Source organism: Bradyrhizobium sp. USDA 3256, from assembly GCF_054058275.1.
The window spans coordinates 2,663,575-2,687,000 of sequence record NZ_JBSSAE010000002.1 but is presented as its reverse complement, the minus strand read 5'-3'; the positions used below and the strand labels follow the sequence as shown (position 1 = coordinate 2,687,000).

The 23,426-nt window shown below is 63.6% G+C and carries 22 protein-coding genes; 12 read left to right on the top strand and 10 right to left on the bottom strand.

The features are described 5' to 3' along the window. Window positions 1–73: 73 nt before the first annotated feature. From ACVWY5_RS14110 to guaA, 3 genes are read right to left on the bottom strand one after another with little or no spacing between them, the layout of a single operon-like run. The gene (locus ACVWY5_RS14110; protein WP_321176894.1) at window positions 74–622 is read right to left on the bottom strand and encodes a hypothetical protein; all 549 of its coding nucleotides are present in this window, start codon (window positions 620–622) and stop codon (window positions 74–76) included. A 42-nt stretch (window positions 623–664) separates the two neighbouring features. Further along, window positions 665–1,246 carry a hypothetical protein gene (locus ACVWY5_RS14105; protein WP_321176895.1) on the bottom strand — a complete coding sequence of 194 codons (582 nt, stop codon included), beginning with the start codon at window positions 1,244–1,246 and terminating at the stop codon, window positions 665–667. 40 nt (window positions 1,247–1,286) lie between these two features. Then, entirely contained in the window at window positions 1,287–2,897 is a 1,611-nt protein-coding gene (gene guaA, locus ACVWY5_RS14100) for a glutamine-hydrolyzing GMP synthase (protein WP_028335058.1), read from the bottom strand. Window positions 2,898–3,034: 137 nt separating this feature from the next. On the opposite strand from guaA, the gene ACVWY5_RS14095 reads away from it, so the two are divergent. Both ACVWY5_RS14095 and ACVWY5_RS14090 read left to right on the top strand, forming a co-directional pair. After that, complete coding sequence (locus tag ACVWY5_RS14095; RefSeq protein WP_028335057.1) at window positions 3,035–3,406, top strand: nuclear transport factor 2 family protein; 372 nt, start codon at window positions 3,035–3,037, stop codon at window positions 3,404–3,406. A 254-nt stretch (window positions 3,407–3,660) separates the two neighbouring features. Continuing rightward, window positions 3,661–3,993: a DHCW motif cupin fold protein gene (locus tag ACVWY5_RS14090; protein ID WP_028335056.1), complete on the top strand. Its 333-nt coding sequence runs from the start codon at window positions 3,661–3,663 to the stop codon at window positions 3,991–3,993. Window positions 3,994–4,175: 182 nt separating this feature from the next. Here the strand turns inward: ACVWY5_RS14090 and ACVWY5_RS14085 are convergent, their stop codons facing one another. Then, window positions 4,176–4,625 (bottom strand): winged helix-turn-helix transcriptional regulator, encoded by a 450-nt coding sequence (locus ACVWY5_RS14085; protein WP_028335055.1) that lies wholly within the window; start codon window positions 4,623–4,625, stop codon window positions 4,176–4,178. Window positions 4,626–4,739: 114 nt separating this feature from the next. On the opposite strand from ACVWY5_RS14085, the gene ACVWY5_RS14080 reads away from it, so the two are divergent. After that, entirely contained in the window at window positions 4,740–6,023 is a 1,284-nt protein-coding gene (locus ACVWY5_RS14080; RefSeq protein WP_028335054.1) for an MFS transporter, read from the top strand. A 97-nt stretch (window positions 6,024–6,120) separates the two neighbouring features. Here ACVWY5_RS14080 and ACVWY5_RS14075 read toward each other — a convergent pair whose 3' ends face one another. Both ACVWY5_RS14075 and ACVWY5_RS14070 read right to left on the bottom strand, forming a co-directional pair. Then, window positions 6,121–7,419, bottom strand: a complete 1,299-nt coding sequence (locus ACVWY5_RS14075; RefSeq protein ID WP_028335053.1) for an RsmB/NOP family class I SAM-dependent RNA methyltransferase — start codon at window positions 7,417–7,419, stop codon at window positions 6,121–6,123. 22 nt (window positions 7,420–7,441) lie between these two features. Continuing rightward, window positions 7,442–7,864 carry an MAPEG family protein gene (locus ACVWY5_RS14070; protein WP_028335052.1) on the bottom strand — a complete coding sequence of 141 codons (423 nt, stop codon included), beginning with the start codon at window positions 7,862–7,864 and terminating at the stop codon, window positions 7,442–7,444. A gap of 390 nt (window positions 7,865–8,254) precedes the next feature. Here ACVWY5_RS14070 and ACVWY5_RS14065 point away from each other — a divergent pair, with 390 nt between their 5' ends. Then, window positions 8,255–9,091 carry a metallophosphoesterase family protein gene (locus ACVWY5_RS14065; RefSeq protein ID WP_028335050.1) on the top strand — a complete coding sequence of 279 codons (837 nt, stop codon included), beginning with the start codon at window positions 8,255–8,257 and terminating at the stop codon, window positions 9,089–9,091. A 6-nt stretch (window positions 9,092–9,097) separates the two neighbouring features. On the opposite strand, the gene ACVWY5_RS14060 is transcribed toward ACVWY5_RS14065, so the two are convergent. Next, a complete protein-coding gene (locus ACVWY5_RS14060; protein ID WP_028335049.1) occupies window positions 9,098–9,355 on the bottom strand; it encodes a hypothetical protein in 258 nt (85 codons plus the stop codon). 145 nt (window positions 9,356–9,500) lie between these two features. Further along, window positions 9,501–10,523, bottom strand: a complete 1,023-nt coding sequence (locus ACVWY5_RS14055; protein WP_028335048.1) for an MDR family NADP-dependent oxidoreductase — start codon at window positions 10,521–10,523, stop codon at window positions 9,501–9,503. 714 nt (window positions 10,524–11,237) lie between these two features. Between ACVWY5_RS14055 and ACVWY5_RS14050 the strand changes: the two genes are divergently transcribed. From ACVWY5_RS14050 to ACVWY5_RS14025, 6 genes are all read left to right on the top strand, one after another. Continuing rightward, window positions 11,238–13,208, top strand: a complete 1,971-nt coding sequence (locus ACVWY5_RS14050) for an AMP-binding protein (protein WP_028335047.1) — start codon at window positions 11,238–11,240, stop codon at window positions 13,206–13,208. Further along, window positions 13,205–13,990: an ABC transporter ATP-binding protein gene (locus ACVWY5_RS14045; protein WP_028335046.1), complete on the top strand. Its 786-nt coding sequence runs from the start codon at window positions 13,205–13,207 to the stop codon at window positions 13,988–13,990. The genes ACVWY5_RS14050 and ACVWY5_RS14045 overlap by 4 nt, the downstream gene beginning before the upstream one ends. 9 nt (window positions 13,991–13,999) lie before the next feature. Further along, window positions 14,000–14,929 (top strand): branched-chain amino acid ABC transporter permease, encoded by a 930-nt coding sequence (locus ACVWY5_RS14040; protein WP_080667122.1) that lies wholly within the window; start codon window positions 14,000–14,002, stop codon window positions 14,927–14,929. Between the two features lie 16 nt (window positions 14,930–14,945). Continuing rightward, window positions 14,946–16,073 (top strand): branched-chain amino acid ABC transporter permease, encoded by a 1,128-nt coding sequence (locus tag ACVWY5_RS14035; RefSeq protein WP_028335044.1) that lies wholly within the window; start codon window positions 14,946–14,948, stop codon window positions 16,071–16,073. Between the two features lie 82 nt (window positions 16,074–16,155). Further along, window positions 16,156–17,481, top strand: coding sequence for an ABC transporter substrate-binding protein (locus ACVWY5_RS14030; RefSeq protein WP_038377602.1), 1,326 nt, complete (start codon window positions 16,156–16,158; stop codon window positions 17,479–17,481). Between the two features lie 75 nt (window positions 17,482–17,556). Further along, complete coding sequence (locus ACVWY5_RS14025) at window positions 17,557–18,399, top strand: ABC transporter ATP-binding protein (RefSeq protein ID WP_028335042.1); 843 nt, start codon at window positions 17,557–17,559, stop codon at window positions 18,397–18,399. Between the two features lie 75 nt (window positions 18,400–18,474). Here the strand turns inward: ACVWY5_RS14025 and guaB are convergent, their stop codons facing one another. Then, window positions 18,475–19,965, bottom strand: a complete 1,491-nt coding sequence (gene guaB, locus ACVWY5_RS14020) for an IMP dehydrogenase (RefSeq protein WP_028335041.1) — start codon at window positions 19,963–19,965, stop codon at window positions 18,475–18,477. 183 nt (window positions 19,966–20,148) lie between these two features. Then, window positions 20,149–20,400, bottom strand: a complete 252-nt coding sequence (locus ACVWY5_RS14015; protein ID WP_018271177.1) for a hypothetical protein — start codon at window positions 20,398–20,400, stop codon at window positions 20,149–20,151. Between the two features lie 242 nt (window positions 20,401–20,642). Between ACVWY5_RS14015 and ACVWY5_RS14010 the strand changes: the two genes are divergently transcribed. Together ACVWY5_RS14010 and ACVWY5_RS14005 are read left to right on the top strand one after the other, a co-directional pair. Next, window positions 20,643–22,130 carry a DHA2 family efflux MFS transporter permease subunit gene (locus ACVWY5_RS14010; RefSeq protein ID WP_028335040.1) on the top strand — a complete coding sequence of 496 codons (1,488 nt, stop codon included), beginning with the start codon at window positions 20,643–20,645 and terminating at the stop codon, window positions 22,128–22,130. Between the two features lie 815 nt (window positions 22,131–22,945). Beyond that, window positions 22,946–23,404: a phasin gene (locus tag ACVWY5_RS14005; RefSeq protein WP_321176896.1), complete on the top strand. Its 459-nt coding sequence runs from the start codon at window positions 22,946–22,948 to the stop codon at window positions 23,402–23,404. The last annotated feature ends 22 nt before the right edge of the window (window positions 23,405–23,426 follow it).

The window sequence follows — 23,426 nt, the reverse complement described above, 5'->3', positions numbered from 1 at the left end:
GCGGGAAAACCACGTAACGCGCTGACCGGAAGTGTCCGAGATATCGCATCACTGATCGGGCTACACTTGCTACTCACACAACGTTCGGACTCTTTAGAATGAAGAGCTCATGCGGCCCCGGAGCTTTATCGTGTTGGCGGAGGGCGTACAGATATCTCATCCGCTTCGAGCCTTCAGCTACGACGTAGCGAGTGTCGGGCAAATCACGCTCCATAGACCGGATGCCGGCCGGCGTTTCCAACACGAGCAGCGGGATGTCCCACGTGCCCTGATTGAGAGCAAGCGCCGTAGCGGTGGGTCCAAAGGGTGGGCGTCCGTTGAACACTCGGAAGTCGTGCTCGGCATTCATCGGCCCGCCAAACTCCATATGAACCCGCTTGAGTATCTCGTCACCCTCCCAGATTTCGTGCCGCCAAGTGAGCCCCTCAAGCGGAAGGAACGCCATATACGAATGCGCCCAATGACGATAAATCCATTGCTCAGCAATCTGTGGGTGCAGATGAGCGAGGCGCCCTTCATGGCGCGCCCACCATTTCGCGAAGGATTCCTTGTTCTCGCCTTCGCCGATTGGACAAAGTGCCTGATCCCAGACGCAGTGTCGATGTTCCCTTAGATCAAGCATACCCAGCTTCTCTGTCCGATTGCGACGGTCGCTAAATCTCTCTTACTCGGCACAATGCTCTCGCTTCAGCGCTTCCATCATTTCATCGCTAAACTCAATCGCCTTGAATGGGTCGACGCCGGCAATTAGCCGCTCTCGGACAATCGCGTTTCGCGCCATCGTAAATGTGGGGAAAGCTCTCACGCCGGGCCCGATAACACGACCATCTCGGACAGCAGAATAAACATCACCGTCCTCCAACCAACTAATCTTAGGATCAGGAATAAACGGGAAATCGCTTTCGTCAAACCGCGTTGGTGTAATGCAAATCAGCTGTCCACCCCGTTCTATGACTGAATGGAGCACAAAATCAGGCCACTGAACCCACCAACCCACAACTGCCCGAGTCTTCCTTAACGGATCATTCTCAACATACCGCCGCACATTGTCGTGGCATTTTTTATCGGGCATCCTCATCCAAGCTAATTGATCCGCCGGGGCGCGAGATACCGCGACAACTCGACTCTCGTCTTTCAATTCGGCGCAAATCGCGGCTTCCCAAGGCGTTGGAGGGAAATCCCACCTCTTCCCCTCTTCCAACATCTGCTGGCGCAGAGCTTCGCGGCGTGCTTTTGCCTGTCCCATCCGTCAGCCTTCTTGGGAAGTGTCCCGTTATGCGGCCCCGTCACTCCCACTCGATCGTCCCCGGCGGCTTGCTCGTCACGTCGTACACCACGCGGTTCACGCCCTTCACCTCGTTGATGATGCGCGTTGCGGTCTCGGCCAGAAACTTCATGTCGAACTGGTAGAAGTCGGCGGTCATGCCGTCGGTCGAGGTGACGGCGCGCAGACCGACGACGTATTCGTAGGTTCGGCCGTCGCCCATCACGCCGACGGTCTTGACCGGCAGCAGCACCGCAAAGGCCTGCCAGATCGCATCATAGAGGCCGTGCCTGCGGATCTGGTCGATATAGACCGCGTCCGCGTTGCGCAGGATGTCGAGCTTTTCCCTGGTGATGTCGCCGGGGCAGCGGATAGCGAGGCCGGGGCCCGGGAACGGGTGGCGGCCGACGAAGACTTCGGGCAGGCCGAGCTCGCGGCCGAGCACGCGCACCTCGTCCTTGAACAGCTCGCGCAGCGGCTCGACCAGCTTCATGTTCATCCGTGCCGGGAGGCCGCCGACATTGTGGTGCGACTTGATGGTCACCGACGGGCCGCCGGTGAAGGAGACGCTCTCGATCACGTCGGGATAGAGCGTGCCTTGCGCCAGAAACTCCGCGCCGCCGATCTTCTTGGCTTCCGCCTCGAACACGTCGATGAACAAGCGCCCGATGGTCTTGCGCTTCACCTCGGGATCGGTGACGCCTTCGAGCTCGCCCAGAAACTGCTTCGACGCGTCCACATGGACCAGCGGGATGTTGTAGTGGTTGCGGAACAGGTCGACGACGGTCCTGGCCTCGTCGAGCCGCAGCAGGCCATGATCGACGAACACGCAGGTGAGCTGGTCGCCGATCGCCTCGTGGATCAAGACCGCCGCCACGGCGGAATCGACGCCGCCGGAGAGGCCGCAGATCACCTTGCCCTTGCCGACCTGGGCGCGGATCTTCTCGATCGCCTCCTCGCGGAACGCGCGCATGGTCCAGTCGCCGGTCAGCCCTGCGACCTTGCGCACGAAGTTGCGCAAGAGCTTTGCGCCATCGGGCGTGTGCACCACCTCGGGATGGAACATCAGGCCGTAATATTTGCGCGTCTCGTCCTGGATGATCGCGAACGGCGCATTCGGCGAGGTGCCGGCGACGGAGAACCCGGGCGGCATTTTCGTGATGCGGTCGCCATGGCTCATCCACACCTGGTGCTTCTCGCCGTGGCCCCAGACGCCCTCGAACAGCTGGCTGTCGGTCTTCACCTCGACATCGGCGCGGCCGAACTCGCGATGGTGCCCGCCCTCGACCTCGCCGCCGAGCTGGGCCGCGAGCGTCATCTGGCCGTAGCAGATGCCGAGCACGGGAACGCCCGACTCGAAGATCAGCTGCGGCGCGCGCGGCGAGCCGGTTTCATGCACCGATTCCGGACCGCCGGAGAGGATCACCGCCTTCGGCTTCATCTCCTTGAAGGCGGCCTCCGCCTTCTGGAACGGCACGATCTCGGAATAGACGCCCATCTCGCGGACGCGGCGGGCGATCAGTTGCGTCACCTGGCTGCCGAAATCGACAATCAGAATCTTGTCATGCGCCGAGGCCACGGAGGGCGTCGACGGTGCTTGAACCGAGTCTTGGGCTGTGTGCTGGGCTGTCATGGCAAGCAGATACGCGACGGCGCCCGCCCCCGCAACCGCGCTCGAAGGGGCGCCCACATTCTTCTTTGGGCATGGACAAATCCATATAGGTCAGTATTATTGACCTAATTTGGCCATAAGCCACATGGAGGAAACCAATGCCGGATTTTCACGACCCGTCCCGCCTCTTGGCCCTCGGCCACGACTGGGTCGCCGCCTGGAACGCGCGCGACCTCGAGCGCGTTCTGGCGATGTATGCCGAGGATGCCGAGATGACCTCGGACCGGATCCCGCCGCTTGGCTTCGGCGCGTCAGGCACCGTGCGCGGCAAGGCGAGCTTGCGGGCCTATTGGAGCGCGGCGCTCGCGAAATTGCCCGAGCTGCATTTCGAGCTGATCGAGCTCTATGTCTCGCCCGACAGCGTCGTCGTGTTCTACCAGAATGAACGCGGCAAGAAGATCTGCGAGTATCTGCGGCTGGATGCCGAGGGGAAGATCCGGCAGGGCTCGGCGAACCATCTGGTGCATTAAGCTGCTGCGCCACTCCTGCTCTCCCGTCACCCCCGCGCAAAGGCTTCGCCTTTGTCGCTGGAGGTGGCCGCCTCTTCAGCGGCCCTCGAAGGGCGACAGCCCGGCTCCATCCCCATCCTTCGAGGCCCGCCGAGCGTTGCTTGCGCACCGCTCGACGCGCACCTCCAGCGACAACGGCTTCGCCGTTGCGCGGGGATGACGCCGGCATTTGGAGATGCAGACGCGTAGAGCCACAGAACGTCAGGATCCAGCCCATGAAAATCCCGCCCCTGCCCTTCACCGTCACCGACTGGAGCAACGTCGAGCCTTCAATGCATCCCGGCGAGACCGGACAGGCGTTGTGGCGCACGCTCAACATCGGCGAGCTGCGGATCCGGATGGTGGAATATTCGCCGGGCTACCTCGCCGATCACTGGTGCGATCGCGGCCATGTGCTCTACGTCGTCACGGGCGAGCTCGACACCGAGCTGCGCGACGGCCGCAGGTTCACGCTGAAGCCGGGCATGAGCTACCAGGTCTCCGACTTCGGCGACGCCGCGCACCGTTCGTCGACCAAGACGGGTGCGACGCTGTTTATTGTGGATTGAAGAGCAACCCCGTTGTCTCCCGTCACCCTGAGGAGCGCGTAGCGCGTCTCGAAGGGCGACAGCCCGGCTCCATCCCTATCCTTCGAGGCTCGCCGCGCGTTGCTGGCGCACCGCCCGGCACGCACCTCAGGATGACGACAGTGTTTGCGGAGACCGGCAACGAAGTAGCCGCTAGCACGTACTCACCGCCGCCGCGCCACCTTCCTTACCTTCGTCTCCGCCCAGCCCAGCGGCTTGCCGCTCTTCGACGGCAGCACGAGTTGCCCGACCGCCTGCCCGGCCTGGTCGAGCAGCACCGAATGCGGCTCGCCGCGGGCGTAGAGATGCGCCTCGCCCCATTGCCGCAAGGAGACCACGATCGGGAACAGGTCGTGGCCCCGCCTGGTCAGCACATATTCCTGATAGGCGCTGCCGTCGGAGGCCGCGACCTGCTCGAGCACGCCGAGCTCGATCAGCGTGCGCAGCCGCGTCGTCAGCATGCCCTTGGCGATGCCGAGATTCTTCTGGAAGTCGCCGAACCGGCGCAGGCCGTCGAACGCGTCGCGCACGATCAGGAGCGACCACCAGTCGCCGATCGCATCCAGCGCGCGCGCCACCGGGCATTCCGCTTTGGCGAATCCGGTCCGCTTCATCGCGGCCAACCTTTCTCGATCACGATTCCGAACTGGTTCTAAAATAGGACTAGACAGCGCTTCACGCAACTGGTCTCATGATGAGACCAGATTGCGAGTTGCAGCGGAGGCAAGATGACGAACCAGACCGTGGCTGAGGCCCGGCCGGCCGAGGACCATCACAAGACAAACGACAAGCCCGGCGACACCACGGCTCGCGCCCTGTCGCCCGCCGTCGTGCTGCTGTTCGCCGTCGCCTGCGGGCTGAGCGTCGCCAACATCTATTTCGCGCAGCCGCTGCTGGATACCATGGCGCTGGATCTCGCCATCGCGCCGGCGGTGATCGGCGGCGTCGTGACGCTGACCCAGGTCGGCTACGCCTTCGGCCTGATGCTGATCGTGCCGCTCGGCGACCTCTGGGACCGCCGCAGGCTGATCGTCGGCCAGACCGTGCTGTCGGCGATCGCGCTCACCATCGTCGGCACCGCGCCGAACGCCCCGGTGCTGCTTGTCGGCATGGTGCTGGTCGGGCTGCTCGCCGTCGTGATCCAGGTGCTGGTCGCCTACGCCGCGACGCTGGCAGCGCCGGCCGACCGCGGCCGCACCATCGGCACCGTCACCAGCGGCGTGGTTTCGGGCATCCTGCTGGCACGTTTTGCCGCCGGCGCGTTGGCCGATCTCGGCGGCTGGCGCGTCGTCTATCTCACCTCGGCCGCGCTGACGCTGGTGCTGGCGGCGCTGCTGGCGCGCGCGCTGCCGCGGCATGCGCCGCAGCCGATGGCCGGATCGTCCTACGCCAAGCTGTTGCGTTCGACGGTCGCGCTGTTTGTCGAGGAGCACGTCTTGCGCGAGCGCGCGGTGTTCGCGCTCTTGATCTTCGCAAGCTTCAGCGTGTTCTGGAGCTCGGTCGTGCTGCCGCTCGCGGCACCTCCGCTCTCGCTGTCGCACACCACCATCGGGATGCTCGGCATCGCCGGTCTCGCCGGCGCGCTGGCGGCGCGCAATTCCGGCCGGCTCGCCGATCGCGGCTGGGGGCAGCGCACCACCGGCTTGTCGCTGCTGCTGATGCTCGCCGGCTGGGTGCCGATCGCCTGCCTCAACACCTCGCTATGGCTGGTGCTAGCCGGCGTGCTGATGATCGACTTCGCGGTGCAGGCGATCCATGTCACCAACCAGAGCCTGATCGTCGCCGCGCGCCCCGACGCGGCGAGCCGGCTGGTCGGTGGCTACATGGTGTTCTATTCGATCGGAACAGGTTTTGGCGCGATCACCTCGACGATGGCCTATGCGGCCGCCGGCTGGCCCGGCGTCTGCGTCCTGGGTGCCGCGATCAGCGCCTGCGCGTTGCTGTACTGGGTCATCGTGGCGAGCAGGACGCCGACGGCAGTTGGTGCGGCGTATGATTGCGGGCACTCATGATGTGGATTTCGTCATTCCGGGGCAATGCGTAAGCATTGAACCCGGAACCTCGAGATTCCGGGTTCGTCCTACGGACGCCCCGGAATGACGATCGCTGTTACGCCTTCTTCAACACCGAGACGAAGAACCCATCCGTGCCGGTCCGTCGCGGCGTCATCAGCAGGCCCTCGGCCGACTGCAGCGCAGCCTCGGCAAAGGCCTCGGCCTTGTCCCACAGCACCGATGCGGTCTGCTCCGGCGGCTGCACGGAAAACTCCGGATGCCGCGCGATGAAGGCCCTGACCTGCTCGCCGTTCTCTTCGGAGAGCACCGAGCAGGTGATGTAGGCGATCCGTCCGCCGCCCTTCACCAGCGGCGCGGCGCGCTCCAGCACCTCGGCCTGATCCTTCAGCCGCACCTCGAGCGCGCCGGGGCGCATGCGCCATTTGGCGTCGGGATTGCGGCGCCAGGTGCCGGTGCCGGTGCAGGGCGCGTCGATCAGCACGAGGTCTGCGGACGCCTTGATGTCGGACAGCACCTCCTCCTCGCCGCGCGGCGTGCGCACATCGCAATTGTGCACGCCGGCGCGCGACAGCCGCTCATGGATCGGCGCAAGCTGGCGCTTGTCGCTGTCGGTCGCGATCAGCCGGCCCTTGCCCTGCATCATCGCCGCCACCGCCAGCGTCTTGCCGCCGGCGCCGGCGCAGAGGTCGATTACCTGCTCGCCGGGCTTGGCCGCCGAGAACAGCGCGGCGAGCTGCGAGCCCTCGTCCTGGACCTCGACGGCACCCTTGATGAAATCCTCCTCGGCATGGATGCCCGGATTGCGCGCGTCGGCGCCGAGCTCGATGCGCAGGCCGAGCGGCGACCACGGCGTTTCCTTGGCACCGAGATGCGACAGCCGCGGCAGCACCTTCTCGCGCTTGCCGCGCAGCGTGTTGACGCGCAGATCGAGCGGCGCGCGGCTCGCCATCGCGGTCGCTTCCGCCGCGCGGTCGTCGCCGAACACCCTTGCCAGATGCGGGTCGAGCCAGTCCGGATAATCGCCCGCGACATGCGCCGGCGCATCCCTGAGCGAGCGCGAGGCCAATGCGGCCTCCTCGGTCGCGGTCAGCGGATCCGGCGCGAACCGGCCGCCGTCGCACAGCGCCTGGATCGTGGCGATGTCCATGCCGCGTTCGAGCTTGAGCATGCCGAGCACGCGCGACCGCGCGCTGGCGTCATCCATCAAATAGGCGGCGGAGGATTGCCGGCGCAGCACGTCCCAGATCAGACCGGAGATCGCGGCGCGATCGCCGGAGCCGGCATAACGGTGCGCGGTACCCCAATCCTTCAGCGCTTTCGCCGCGGGAATGCGCTGTGCGTCGATGGTGGCGATCAGCTCGATCGCGGCGGAAAGCCGGGCAGCGGGGGTCATTGATCTCTTTCGGTTGGGCGCATCAGATCAGCAGCAGCAGTCTGAGCGCGAAATACAGCCACATGGCTGCCAGCACCAGCGCGCCGGCGAACCAGACGAGCGAGCGCGGCCGCACGTCGTTGGAGGTGACGAACACGCCGGCATGGGCAAACCGCGTCACCACGAACACCCAGGACATCAGCACGATGAACAGATCGGCACGGCGCAGCGGCAGCGCAATAGCGATCAGGACATAGAACAGGATCGGCAGCTCGAACTGGTTGGCGAAGCAGTTGCCGAACTTGGTGGCCTGGGCCGGCCAGTTCGGCTCGCGCAGCGCGATGTCGGCGATCTTGGTCTCGCCGCTCGTCAGCGCCCTCGTGCGCCTCGTCGCCATGGCGAACAACAGCGCGAAGGTGAGCCCGATCTGGATGAAGACCGGTAGCAGAACCATTTGAACCGACATCAAAATCTCCCTCAGCCGCGGGCGCCCGCCGCCCTCTTAGCCGCCACTCGCGCCCAACACAATGAAGCGTGCGCGGTAACCCGTTGAACCGTGATCCGAGCCCGGGTGACCAACTCCCAGGACCAATGGCGGTTTCAGCCCCTCACGGTTGACGCGATGCGCACCATCTCCCCGATCCTCGACGACGCGGCCCGGGCAGCGGCGTGCTCGGCATGGTGACGGCAAGGCTCGTTGCGTCGGTGCGGCAACTGGCGATCCAGCGACCGTGCCAAAGGCGCAAAACCAAACAAAACATCAAACAAGGCATCAAACAGAGCATCGAATAAGACGGCGAAATCGTCATCGTTCCGACTTCGCGCCGACCTATGCTCCGGCCGAAAGGAGCGATGCATGCCCCAATTTCGCCTGACACAGATCTCCGACACCCATCTCGCGCGCCGCTTCAAGTCGCTGATCGACAACTTTCATCGCGTCAGCGAGCACATCGACGCGACGCGTCCCGATCTCGTGCTCAACTCCGGCGACGTCTCGTTCGACGGCCCGACCAGCCGCGACGACCTCGCCTTCGCCAAGGAGCTGCACAACGCGCTGCCGGTCGATTGCCTCTATCTGCCGGGCAATCACGACATCGGTGACAATCCGACCGCGGTCGGCGCGCCACCGACGCAACTGCCGACCGAGGAGACGCGCGGCGCCTTCACCTCGGTGCTCGGCGAGGACCGCTGGCATTTCGACGCTGCCGGCTGGTGCTTCATCGGGCTGAATTCGCTGATCATGAACACCGGCCTCGACAGCGAGGCCGAGCAGTTCGACTGGCTCGCAGGCGCGCTCGACAAGGCCGTCGGCAGGCCGGTCGCGCTGTTCCTGCACAAGCCGCTCTATCTCGACCTGCCCTACGATGCCGAGCGCGCCGAGACCGCGATCCGCTTCGTCCCGCAGCCGGCGCGGCGCCGCCTGATCGAGATGCTCGGCAAGGTCGATTGGCGCCTGGTCGGCAGCGGCCATGTGCACCAGCGCCGCGACTACACGTTCGAGCATGTCAGACACGTCTGGGCGCCCTCGGCCGGCTTCGTCATCTCCGACGCGCGGCAGGAGGTGATCGGCATCAAGGAAACCGGTCTCGTCGAATACCGATTCCAGCCCGACAGTTTCGAGGTCCGCCACGTCAGGGCGAAGGGCCAGGTCGATGTCGACCTGGACATGCTGCTCGGCAAGGAGCCGGCCTGAGCCGCGTCAGCTCCGCGCCGCGTCGTGCAGGTCCTGCTTGATCACGGTAAGCAGCGCGTGCAGCGAATCCTTGTCGGGCTGTGGTGCCGCCGGCGCGGGCCGTGCGCGAGATACGTGCGGAATGAAGCGGACCGGCGTCGTGTCCGGCCGCTCCTCGACGAATTTTCCGTGCAAGACGTCGTCGCGGCGGCCCATGACGAACATGGTCGCCCAATAGCCGACGGCGAGGAGAATGACCCCGAAAACAATAGCTTCAAAAATCATGGCTACACCTGAAATATAGCTACATTGAATCAATTGCTGCGGGTCTCCGTCAAGCAAATGGGGGCCAAAAGGCCCCCAAATCCCCCGCCATTGTGGCGCTTTTGACACTTTGTTGCGCGGAATGGGAGCTTCCGGGGCTTCTAACTCAGGCCTTGTCCGGCCCGACCCGGACCAGCTGCTTGCCGAAATTGGCGCCCTTGAGCAGGCCCATGAAGGCCTCCGGCGCGCTGTCCAGGCCCTCGGTCACGAACTCCTTGTACTTGACCTTGCCCTCGCGCACCCACTGCGACATGTCGCGGAGGAAGTCGCCGTGCATGGCGGCGAAGTCGCTGACGATGAAGCCGCGGAAGGTCAGCCGCTTGGTCAGGATCGCGAACATGATCGACGAAGCCCATTTCGGTGCTCGCGCTTCGCGATCGTTATAGTGCGCGATCAGGCCGCACACCGGCACGCGCGCAAAAGCGTTGAGCTGCGGATAGACCGCCTCGAACACGGCGCCGCCGACATTCTCGAAATAGACGTCGATGCCCTTCGGGCAGGCTTCCTTCAATTTCGCCGCCAGATCCGGATCGCGATGATCGAGGCAGACATCGAAGCCGAGCTCCCTGGTGACATAGTCGCACTTGTCCTTGCCGCCGGCGATGCCGACCGCACGCGCGCCCTTGATCTTCGCGATCTGGCCGACCGCCGATCCGACCGCGCCGGAGGCGCCGGCAACCACCACCGTCTCGCCCGGTTGCGGCTTGCCGATCTCGAGCAGGCCGGTATAGGCGGTCATGCCGGGCATGCCGAGCACGCCGACGGCGGTCGAGATCGGCGCGATCTTGGGATCGATCTTGGCAAGCCCCTTGCCGTCGGACAGCGCATGGGTCTGCCAGCCCGCGCGCGACAGCACGATGTCACCCTTGGCAAAGCCCGGATTGTTGGACGCGATCACCTCGCTCACCGTGCCGCCTTCCATCACGCCATCGACCGGCACCGGCGCGGCGTAGGACGGGCCGTCGTTCATGCGGCCGCGCATATAGGGATCGAGCGACAGCCAGATGGTGCGGAGCAGCACCTCGCCCGCACCCGGTGCCGGCGGCGTGTAGTCCTCGAGCCTGAAATTGGCCGACGTGGGCTCGCCGTGCGGGCGCGAAGCCAGAACGATGCGCTTTCCTTGGGACATGATTTCCTCTTGGGATGATTGGTTCGTGGCGCACACGTAGTCATGCAATCCATCTCCCCGCAAGGGAGATGGATTTGCTGTTTTCGCGTTGCGTCGTTTGAAATGTTGTTTGAAATGACAGCCGTCATGCCAGGCACATTGGCGCCAACGCGATACTGTCATGTCGGGGGCGGTTGGCAGGGCGCAGGGCACCCTGGTGGCGGCAAGTTTGTCATGGCGCGCCACCGGCAAACGAAGCGGCCATCGTCAAGTCGCCTGATCCGACCTCGCCATCCGGCACGGCGAAGCCAACGCGGTTAGGCGGCCCTCCATGGGTCGCAACGAGGGCGGCCGCGTAGCTGATCGGCAATCGGTTTCCGGTCGCCCTCGAAACCTGAGCGGTGCAGGACTTCGGTCCGCTTCTCGGGACGACCCGACGGACGTGAGGCTCTCCGAAGCATTGGGGTTACCTCTTGAGAGCCGATCAGCGTCTTCGCGCCGCAATGTCCGTCTGGTGGCGGCCGGATTCACCTTCGGCGAATTGGCAGCCGGTAGACCTATCTCTGGCGCGCGCGCCCGCGGCAAAAACGCGACCTATCAATCTGGCACTTGTCGGACTTTCGATTCGCTGTAATCTCGGATCATGCCGCACTCGCATGTCTGCTACCCAAAAATGGGGCAGGCATCACCATAACAGGAGCGAACCAACGCTTCGGTTTTTGGATCGAGACCGACATGGCCGGCGACGGATCGTATGATACGTTTCCCAAATTGCTGCTGCGAAACACGGCACAATTTGGCGCGCGGCCAGCGTTCCGGCATAAGGACCTTGGCATCTGGCAGAGCTGGACCTGGGCTGAGGTTGCCGAGATCATTCGTAGCTATGCTGCCGGCTTGCATCGCCTTGGCTTGCGGCCGGGCGAGACAATCGCGGTCGTCGGCTCCAATCGGCCGAAGCTTTACTGGACCATGATGGCAGCGCAGACGCTGCGCGCAATCCCCGTTCCGGTCTATTCCGATGCAGTGGCTGATGAGCTCGCTTTTGTTCTCGCTCACGCCGAGGCGACGCTGGTCGCCGCGCAGGATCAGGAGCAGGTCGACAAGGTTTTGTCGGTGTCCGACCGACTGCCGCAACTCAACAGGATCATCTACGACGAACCGCGCGGAATCGACGGCTACGACCACGGCCGACTGATCGCAATCGGCGATATCATCAACGACGGCCGCACCGCGCTTGCAGCCGACCCGGCGCTTGGCGAACGGATCGATGAATCCATTCGGGCCGGCAACGGTTCGGACATCGCGATCATCCTCTACACCTCGGGAACGACCGGCGCGCCCAAGGGCGTCATGCTGTCGGCGCGAGGCTGCATCGATGCTGCAACCGACACCACGCGGTTCGACAAGTTGACCGACAAGGACGTGGTGCTGGCCTATCTGCCGCTGGCTTGGGCGGGCGATCATTACGTCAGTTATGCGCAAGGCCTGGTTGCCGGATTCTGCATGGCGTGCCCCGAGAGCAGCAGCACGATCGAACAGGATCGGCATGAGATAGGACCAACCTTCTACCTGGCCCCGCCACGCGGTTACGAGGCCATGTTGACGCGGCTGATGGTCCGGATGGAGGACGCAGCGCCGATCAAGCGGCGATTGTTCAACTACTTTCTGGGCGTCGCGCGGCGGTATGGCGAGCAAGTCTTGACGGGACGTCCGGTGCCGCTGTCAGGCCGATTGCTCTATGCGCTGGGACGCTGGCTGGTCTACGAGCCTCTCAAGAACGTTCTGGGCCTGTCTCAGGTGCGCGTCGCATACACCGGAGGTGAAGCTATCGGTCCGGATCTGTTCGCGTTCTACCGCGCCATCGGACTGAACCTGAAACAGCTCTACGGCCAGACCGAAGCGTTCCTCTATGTAACGTGTCAGCCCGATGGCGAGATCTACCCGGATACGGTTGGTCCGCCGGCGCCCAACGTCGACATCCGCATCGCGGAATCGGGCGAAGTGCAGTTTCGCTCGCCCGGCATGTTCCTCGGATATTTCAAGGATCAGGCAAAGACCGCGGAAGCGATGACGTCCGATGGATACGTCAGGACCGGCGACGCGGGCTTTTTCGACGAGAAGACCGGGCATCTGAAGATCATCGATCGTGCGAAGGACGTCGGTCGATTGGCTGACGGCACGATGTTTGCTCCCAAGTACCTTGAGAACAAGCTGAAGTTCTATCCCAATATCAAGGAAGCGATCACGTTCGGTGACTCCAGAGAGTTCGTATGCGCCATGCTCAACATCGACCCGGTCGCGGTCGCGAATTGGGCGGAACGCAACAACGTCGCCTACGGGTCCTATCAGGAGCTTGCCGGCCATCCGCTGGTCTACGAGATGGTCGCCAAAGACGTCGCCGCGGTGAACCGCTCCCTGGCCGGGGAAACGGTGCTTGCCGGCGCCCAGATTCGCCGCTTCCTCATTCTGCACAAGGAGCTCGACGCGGATGACGGCGAGCTGACCCGCACGCAGAAAGTGCGCCGCCGCTTCATTGCCGAACGCTATGCGTCGTTGGTCACGGCACTCTACAACGGAGCGCATGACGCCGACATTTCCACGGAAGTCACGTTTGAGGATGGCCGGAAGGGCACGATCGCGGCACGAGTCGAGATTCGCGACATGCAAATCATCGGTCCGGCAGAATCGCTGGGAAGAGCAGCATGAGAGCGCCAAACGCCAACGAAATCCTGCTGCAGGTCGAGGGCGTGGCACTGGCCTTCGGCGGCGTCAAGGCGTTGCGGGACGTCTCGTTCAACGTCAAAAAAGGCGAAATTCGCGCCATCATCGGCCCCAACGGCGCCGGCAAAACCTCAATGCTGAACGTCGTCAACGGGTTCTATCATCCCAACCATGGCGCCATCACCTTCAAGGGAAGCACCCGGTCCAAAATGCAGCCGTTCGAGGCGGCGCGCGGCGGCATCGCGCGCACCTTTCAGAATGTCGCCCTGTTCAAGGGCATGAGCGCGCTCGACAACATCATGGCAGGCCGCACCTTGAAGGTACGCCGGGGGCTGTTGTGGCAGCTGCTGCGTTATGGCCCTGCCCTCGCAGAGGAGATCGAGCATCGGCACAAGGTCGAGGAGATCATCGACTTCCTGGAGATCGAGACAATCCGCAAGGTACCGGTCGGGCGTCTGCCATACGGCTTGCAGAAGCGTGTCGAACTCGGTCGCGCTCTGGCGATGGAGCCCGACCTTCTGCTCCTGGACGAGCCGATGGCAGGCATGAACCTGGAGGAGAAGGAGGACATGTCGCGGTTCATCATTGATGTGAACAACCACTACGGCACGACCATTGCCCTGATCGAGCACGACATGGCCGTGGTCATGGATCTGTCGGACCGCGTGGCGGTGCTTGATCACGGCGTGAAGATCGCCGACGGCACGCCTGATGAAGTGAAGAGAAGTCAAGCCGTCATCGACGCATATCTTGGCGTCGCGCATTGAGGTGCGTCCATGATCGCACTGGGTCAGTTTCTCGAGGTCCTGATCGGCGGATTGATGTCTGGCGTGCTCTATTCGCTGGTCGCACTCGGCTTCGTGCTGATCTTCAAGGCATCCGGCGTATTCAACTACGCGCAGGGAGCAATGGTGTTGCTCGCGGGATTGGCGCTGGTTCGCGCCCTCGACCTCCTGGTCGCCAACGGCCTTCCGCTTTGGGTCGCGGTCATCCTCGCTATCGGCTTTGCCGCCGTGATCATGGCGGCAACCGCCTGGCTGATCGAGCGGTTCGTGATCGGACCTCTCGTCAATCAGGACGGCTTGACGCTGTTCATGTCGACGATCGGCGTGACGTTCGTCATCGAGGGCGCCGCGGAGATGATCTTCGGATCGGATGTCTACCCGTTGCGGCTGTTCCCGACCGACGCCTGGTTCTTGTTTGAAGGCCTGTTCCCGGGCGGGATTCTGGTCAACAAGCTGGATGTCTGGGGCGCATTGATCGCGGGCGTCCTGGTCGCCGGCCTCGCGGTCTTCTTTCAGCGTACCAAGACCGGTCGCGCGCTCAGAGCCGTCGCCGACGACCATTTGGCCGCGCACTCGATCGGGATTCCAATCAGTTGGATTTGGTTCGTGGTCTGGCTCGTTGCTGGCCTCGTTGCACTCGTCGCGGCGACCGTGTGGGGGACCAAGCTTGGCGTACAGTTCTCCATCACGTTTCTCGCGCTGAAGGCTTTGCCGGTCCTGATCATCGGCGGCCTCACCTCCATTCCCGGAGCCATCGTCGGCGGGCTCATTGTCGGGGCCGGTGAGAAGCTCGCAGAGGTATATCTCGGGCCATCCATCGGCGGCGGCATCGAATATTGGTTTGCCTACGTGCTGGCGCTGGCGGTGCTGCTCCTGCGGCCGCAGGGCCTGTTCGGCGAGCGGATCATTGAACGCGTCTGAGACAAGGGAGGTCGTTGTGCTCTATCGCGAAGCCGGCCAGTTCAAGGCGACCTATGCGGAGGATATGGCGATCTTCCCGATCCGGCAGGATCGTATTGCCCTCGCTGTCTTGCTCGGAATTGCTTTCATTGGCGTGCCGCTGCTTGCCACCTTCCGGATCTGGCCGTTCGGCACCGACTACCTGTTGTGGGCCATCCTGCTGCCCTTCCTCATCCTGGCGCTTGCCGCCATCGGGACAAACATTCTCGTCGGCTATTGCGGCCAGATCTCGCTCGGCAGCGGCGCGTTCATGGCCATCGGCGCCTATTCCGCCTACAAGCTGGCGACCGGCGTTCATATCCCGCTTGCCTGGCTTGGCTTCGCGATCGCGATCCCACCGTTGCCCGTGTTGGCATCCATTCTGCTCGGCGGGTTCATGGCGGCGGGTGCCGGAATCCTGTTCGGCATTCCCAGTCTGCGGATCAAGGGTCTCTACCTGGCGGTCGCAACGCTCGCCGCGCAGTTCTTCTTCGATTGGGCGTTCCTGCGGCTCCCCTGGTTCACCAACTACGCCCCGTCGGGATCAGTGAATGCGCCGGAACTGGATTTCTTCGGTATGGTCGTTCGCTCGCCGGTCGAGCGTTACCTGCTGTGCCTGGCCGTCGTGACCGTGATGGCGGTGTTGGCGAAAAATCTCGTGCGCGGCAATCTCGGCAGGCAGTGGATGGCAATCCGCGACATGGATATCGCCGCCGAGCTGATCGGCATCAGGCCGCTCTATGCAAAACTAACGGCTTTCGCGGTCTCTTCGTTCATCATCGGGGTGGCGGGTGCGCTCTGGGCGTTCGTCTACCTCGGTTCATGGGAGCCGCTTGCGTTCTCGATCGACCGCTCGCTTGAGCTTCTGTTCATGGTCATCATCGGCGGGCTCGGCTCGATCATGGGTTCGTTCATCGGAGCAGCGTTCATCCTCATCGTGCCGATCATGCTGAATGTGATTCCGACCAAGCTCGGCCTGCCGCTGTCGACGCAAACGATCACTCACCTCCAGTTCATCATCTTCGGATCCTTGATCTGCTATCTGCTCATCAAGGAACCCCATGGCTTCGCCCGGCTGATATCGATCGGCAAGGAGAAGCTCAGACTTTGGCCGTTTCCCTATTGAGGCAGTGATCGTGCCTTGATCGCAATCGGGTGACGGCCGCCGACAACGGAGAGGAAGGAAGTACCGCAAGGAGGATATCAATATGGCAAGTATTGCACGCAGGTTACTGATACTCGCGACCGCCTTGGCCGGCGCGGCGCTTAGCGCACCGGCCGCAGCGCAAAACGAACAGTTCATCCCAATTCTGTCCTACCGGACCGGACCGTACGCTGTGAACGGCGCGCCCTACGCAAATGGCGTCGTAGACTATTACAACCTGATCAATGAACGTGACGGCGGCATCAACGGCGTCAGGATTCTGATCGAGGAATGCGAGACGGGCTACGCGACCGACAAGGGAGTGGAGTGTTACGAGCGTCTCAAGAGCAAAGGACCAACCGGCGCGGCCTTCATCAACCCGCTGTCGACCGGGATCACCTTCGCACTCACCGAAAAGACCGCGGCTGACAAGATCCCGATCATCACGATGGGGTATGGCCGTGCCGATTCCAAGAACGGCGCGGTGTTCGCATATAATTTTCCGTTGCTCGGCACGTATTGGTCCGCGGCCGATATCGCGATCCAGCACGTCGCCAAGGAACTCGGCGGCTTCGACAAGCTGAAAGGCAAAAAGATTTCGTTGCTGTACCATGACAGCCCCTATGGCAAAGAGCCAATTCCGATGCTGCAGGTGCTGGCGCAGAAGTACGGCTTTGAGTTCACGCCGATTCCCGTCACGCATCCCGGCGTCGAGCAGAAGTCGCAATGGCTGGCGATCCGCCAGCATCGGCCCGACTATGTCCTGGTCTGGGGCTGGGGCGTCATGAACAGCACGGCAATCAAGGAAGCCGCCGCCGTCGCCTATCCGCGCGACAAGATGATCGGTGTTTGGTGGTCAGGCGCGGAGCCGGATGTGACGCCGGCGGGCGATCAGGCCAGCGGTTACAAATCGTTGATGCTTCAGCATGGCGCAGGAAAATTCCCCGCGCACGCCGACATAGAGAAGTACGTCTACGCCAAGGGAAAGGGTTCGACAGAACCTGGCAAGATCGGCGAAGTCCTCTACAACCGCGGCATCACGAATGCCATGCTCGGCGTAGAGGCGATCCGCAAGGCGCAAGAAAAATTCGGCAAGCAACCGCTGACGGGCGAGCAGGTCCGTTGGGGGCTTGAGAACCTCATACTCACCGATGCACGAATCAAGGAGCTCGGTTTTGAGGGAATGTTGAAGCCGGTCAGCATTTCCTGCTCCGACCACGAAGGCGCGCGCTACGGGCGCGTCCAGCAATGGGATGGCAAGGGTTGGAAAGTGATCTCCGACTGGTACACGGCTGACGAATCGCTGATCGAACCGCTCGTCGCCGATGTGTCCGCGAAGTATGCCGCGGAGAAGAAGATCAAGCCGCGCGACTGCGCGAAGGAAACCTGACCCCGTGCGAGTGATCCGGGAGGCAGGGTTGCCTGCTCCCGGATCCCAGCCCCTGCTCCGTTTGGAGGTCTGCGCATGTCAATCGCCAAGGTCGTCACCGCTGCGACGGAAGCGGCAGCGCTGATCCTATCGGTCAACAATATCGAGGTTGTCTACGATCACGTCATTCTCGTGTTGAAGGGCGTCTCGCTGGAGGTCCCGCGAGGCGGCATTGTTGCACTCCTCGGCGCCAACGGCGCCGGCAAGACGACGACGCTGAAGGCGGTCTCCAATCTGCTGCACGCAGAGCGCGGCGAGGTCACCAAGGGCTCGATCCTGTTCAACGGCGTCGAGGTGAAGTCCCTGTCGCCAAACGACGTGGTGCGACGCGGCTGCATCCAGGTGATGGAGGGTCGCCGTGCCTTCCCTCATCTCACGGTCGAGGAGAACATCCTGACCGGCGCCTTTACGCGGACGGACGGAAAGCTCGCGATCGCGCAGGACCTTGAACGTGTCTACGCTTATTTCCCCCGCCTCAAAGAGCGACGCAATTCCACCGCCGGCTATACGTCGGGCGGCGAACAGCAGATGTGCGTGATTGGCCGCGCGCTGATGTCGCGCCCGAAGATGATCCTGCTCGACGAACCATCGATGGGCCTCGCGCCGCAGATCGTCGAAGAGATCTTCGAGATCGTGAAGGATCTCAACACCAAGGAAGGTGTGTCGTTTCTTCTCGCCGAGCAGAACACCAATATGGCGCTCAGATATGCGAGCCACGGCTACATCCTCGAAAACGGCCGCGTGGTGATGGACGGCGAGGCGCACGCGCTCGCCGCAAATGAGGACGTCAAGGAGTTCTATCTTGGCGTCGCCGGAGAGAAGCGAAAATCATACCGCGATGTGAAGCACTACAAGCGGCGCAAGCGCTGGCTCGCCTAGCAGATGATGGCATCCCGGAATCCCGAGACCCCGGGTTCGGTCGTTCGGACCGCCCCGGAATGACGGTGCTTGGGCTTACACCCCGCCCGGATAGTTCGGGGCTTCGCGCGTGATGGTGACGTCGTGGACGTGGCTCTCGCGCAGGCCGGCGCCGGTGATGCGGACGAATTCGGCCTTGTCGTGGAAATCCCTGATGTCCTTGGCGCCGACATAGCCCATCGCAGCGCGCAGGCCGCCGGCGAGTTGGTGCATCACATTGCCGACCGGACCCTTGTAGGGCACCTGGCCCTCGATGCCTTCAGGGACGAGCTTCAGCGTGTCCTTGATGTCCTGCTGGAAGTAGCGGTCGGCCGAGCCGCGCGCCATCGCGCCGACCGAGCCCATGCCGCGATAGGCCTTGTAGGAGCGGCCCTGCCACAGGAAGACTTCACCCGGCGTCTCGTCGGTGCCGGCGAGCAGCGAGCCGACCATGGCGATGTCGGCGCCGGCGGCGAGCGCCTTGGCGAGGTCGCCGGAATATTTGATGCCGCCGTCGGCGATCACGGGCACGTCGGCCTTCTTCGCCGCCGCCACCGCATCCATGATCGCGGTGAGCTGCGGCACGCCGACGCCGGCGACGATGCGCGTGGTGCAGATCGAGCCCGGGCCGATGCCGACCTTGATGCAGTCCGCGCCGGCATCGATCAGTGCCTGCGCGCCGCCCTCGGTCGCGACGTTGCCGGCCACCACCTGCACCGCGTTGGAGAGCCGCTTGATGCGGTTGACGGCGTTGAGCACGTGGCGCGAATGGCCGTGCGCGGTGTCGACCACGACGACGTCGACGCCGGCATCGATCAGCCGCTCGGTGCGTTCATAGCCGGTCTCGCCGACCGTGGTGGCGGCGGCGACGCGCAGGCGGCCGTGCTCGTCCTTGCAGGCGAGCGGATGAGCGACCGCCTTCTCGATGTCCTTGACGGTGATCAGGCCGACGCAGCGATATTGATCGTCGACGACGAGCAGCTTCTCGATGCGATGCTTGTGCAGCATCCGCTTCGCCTCGTCCTGGCCGACGCCCTCGCGCACCGTGACGAGGTTCTCGTGCGTCATCAGCTCCGAGACCTTTTGCCGGGGATCGCTGGCGAAGCGCACGTCGCGGTTGGTCAGGATGCCGACCAGCTTGCCCGGCACGTTCTTGGCGGCACCGGTGACGACCGGAATGCCCGAGATGCCGTTCTCCTTCATCAGGGTCAGCGCATCGGCCAGCGTGGCGTCGGGGCCGATGGTCAGCGGATTGACCACCATGCCGGACTCAAACTTCTTGACCTGCCGCACCTGCGCGGCCTGGCCTTCCGGATCGAAGTTGCGGTGGATGACGCCGAGACCGCCGGCCTGCGCCATCGCGATCGCCATGCGCGCCTCGGTGACGGTGTCCATCGCGGACGCCATGATCGGGATGTTGAGCGAGATCGCGCGGGTGACGCGCGAGCGAATATCAACTTCCGAGGGAAGCACGTCGGACAAACCGGGCTTCAGCAGCACATCGTCGAACGTGAAGGCTTCGCGGATAGCTGGAAATCCCGTGGCCATTGCCAACTCCTTTATCTGCGGCCCAGCCGCAATGGTCTTACGGATGAACGCCGCCTGCGGCGACGCTCGCTGCGTCACCGTCGAATCGGCGCCCATCGGTGGGGTTGACGCTGGTCGATAGCATGGCGGCATGACGAATCAAAGTGTTTGCCAGCCATGCACAGGCCTTTTTAGGGGGCCGGTTCAGGGCGCCCGGTAACCCGGCGGCGGCCCATGGCGGCGGATCGCCTCGACCATTTCGCGATGGCGCCGGTCCTCGCGCTTCATGTGGACCGCGATCACGGCATGGGCCGACGGCACCAGCAGCAACACGTGGAAAAACAGCCCGAAAACCGCGCAAAACACGATCAGGACCAGATTGAAGATGGCCGAAAACGGCTGTCCGTTCAGGAGCAGCCCGATCGGCGGCAAGAGAGCGGCGAGGACGTAGATCACGGTACACCTTCCAGAGCGTTTTCGAGCGAAGTGGATACCGGTTCGCGTGAAGAAAACGCGTCAAAACATCAATCCAGGGCCTCCGTTCCGATCCTATCGGAACGGAAAGGCTCTGACACGGGCGGATGCATACCAGCGTCACGCAGGATTTAGGGCGTTTGGCCGGTTCCGCAATAGCGTGGCCGAGGGCAGGATGATATGGCCCCCTCGCCCGCCTTTTTCAGCACAGCTGTCCTGTTTTGATGAACAAGCAACGCCTGATCCCGCTCATCGTGGCCACCGCCCTGTTCATGGAAAACATGGACTCCACGGTGATCGCGACCTCGCTGCCCGCGATCGCCGCCGATATCGGCACCAGCCCGCTGACGCTGAAACTGGCGATCACCTCCTACCTGCTGTCGCTCGCGGTGTTCATCCCGGCGAGCGGCTGGACCGCGGACCGCTTCGGCGCCCGCATCGTGTTTGCCGGCGCCGTCGGCGTATTCATGCTGGGCTCGATCGGCTGCGCACTGTCGTCCTCGGTGACCGATTTCGTGTTCGCCCGCATCCTGCAGGGCCTCGGCGGGGCGATGATGACCCCGGTCGGGCGGCTGGTGCTGCTGCGCTCGGTCGACAAGAGCGCGCTCGTCAACGCGATGGCCTGGGTGACGGTCCCGGCGCTGATCGGCCCGGTGATCGGGCCGCCGCTCGGCGGCTTCATCACCACCTATTTCTCCTGGCACTGGATCTTCCTGATCAACATCCCGATTGGCCTGCTCGGCATCTTCCTGGCGCTGAAATACATCGACCCGATCAAGAGCGAGGATCCCGAGCGCTTCGATCTCATGGGACTGGTGCTGGCCGGGATCGGCCTCGCCGGCATCGCCTTCGGGCTGTCGGTGGCCGGGCTCAATCTGCTACCGTGGTCGATCGTCGCCGCGCTGGTCTCCGTCGGCACGGTCTCGATGACGCTCTACGTCATCCACGCGCGGCGCACCGGCTCGCCGGTGCTCGATTTCGGCTTGCTGCGGCTGCCGACCATGCGCGCGTCGATCATCGGCGGCTTCATGTTCCGGCTCGGCATCGGCGCGCTGCCGTTCCTGCTGCCGCTGCTGATGCAGGTCGGCTTCGGCCTGTCGCCGTTCCAGTCCGGTCTCGTCACCTTTGCGTCGGCGGTCGGCGCCATGGGCATGAAGACGCTGGCGGCGCGCATCATCCGCGCCTTCGGCTTCCGCAACATGATGACCGTAAACGCGGTGGTCAGTTCGGCCTTCCTCGCCGCCTGCGCCCTGTTCACGATCTCGACGCCGCTGATGCTGATCTTCACCATCCTGGTGGTCGGCGGCTTCTTCCGCTCGCTGCAATTCACCGCGATCAACACTGTGGCCTATGCCGAGGTCGAGGCGCCGCAGATGAGCCGGGCCACGACCCTCGTCAGCGTCAACCAGCAGCTCGCGGTCTCCGCGGGCGTCGCGGTCGGCGCGTTCTCGGTCGAAACCACGCTGGCGCTGCATCACCAGACCGAGCTCTCCGCCGACGTGTTCGCGCCCGCCTTCATCGTGGTCTCGCTGATCTCGGCGGCCTCGGCCTGGTTCTTCTGGCAGATGCCGGCCGAGGCCGGCAACGAGATCGCCGGCCGCAAGGCGATCGACATCTCGAGCCGCAAGGGCGCCGAGAAGCGCGCCGCCACTGACGCTGTCAAGGCAGCGACCGAGGACACCCAGAACGCGCGCGATCAGCGCCTCGGCTAGTCGATCGAACGAGCCGTCTCCGAGGCACGGACACTGCAAACCGCCGTCCGGTCACGGCCGAGCCCTTAGGGGTGGCCGGTCATTCCGCCTGGCTGCCCTCGATCCGGACGTTCGATAAGTTCGTATGTGGGAACGTGGGTCGCTTCCAGCCACGATTCCAGCGCAGCTCCGCAGACCGTGCAGATCGCATCACCCGTATGCGGCACCAAGAACTTCTCTTCGGTGCGTCTGTACTCGGCGCCGCAATTGCATTGAACAATGGTCGCCATGTCAGAAGTATGCGCCCGCGGTTTCCAATTTTCCAGTCCGGCGCGAAACGGCCCCGGTGCGCGAAACTGACGCTGCACCAAGGCCGCCAACCCAGTGGGGGGTTTTCTCCCGGTGGGCTTGGGGGGCATTGGCCGGGAGCAAAGGAATCGACTCCGGCCACGCACCGAGGTTCCAAGCAGTCGCGCCGAAATGTCGTGCTGCGCGCCTTCCGATCAGGATGACATCCGACCACGCACCCTCCTGAGGCAAGCGGCCGGGATGTCCAGCCGCACCGGCTGCGCCACCGCCGCGATCGGTGGCTGAACGCCCCACGGTGCCACGATACGACGGCCGTTTCGTCCCGGAAAAAAATCTCCGCGAGAGTCAGAAAGCGAACGGAAGCTGCACCGCCGATCCTGCATAGTCCTGCTCAAGCGGGCACGCGGTGACCCGGCATCAGCAAAAAACAGGTGGAAGGGAGCGCTCCAGCTACGCTTCCTCAGCGTCCGTGCACCGCGAGGCGCGGATTTTCCTTGATTTGGTTTCGCTTGAAAGGATCAGAGCCAGTGAGTGACGTCCACACGAATGAAGTGAGCGACAATCCGAAAGCCGGCGGCTTTAGCCTGCCCCTGTTCGCGCTGCCCCAGGCCTTTCAGGGTATCGCTGAACAAAATGCGACACGCGTCCGGGAACAGTTCGAGAAGGTCAAGGAAGCCTCGGAGGAAATCTCCGTCTTGCTCAAGGAGGCATATGCGGTCAACGCCAAGGGCGCCGCGGATTACGCAGCCAAGGTGATCGAGATCTCGCATGCCAACGCCAGTTCGGCCCTCGCGTTCATATCCGAACTCGCCGGCACCAGGTCGGTGTCGGAAGTCATCCAGCTTTCGGCCGATCACGGCCGCAAGAATTTCGAAATCACGACCGCGCAGAATAAGGAGCTCTGGGAGATCGCGAAGAAGGTCGCGACCGAGACCTCCGAGCCGATCAAGAAGAGCTTTGCAAAGACCCTGAAAACACGTTCCTGAGGAGCCGCCCCCCCCCCCCCCG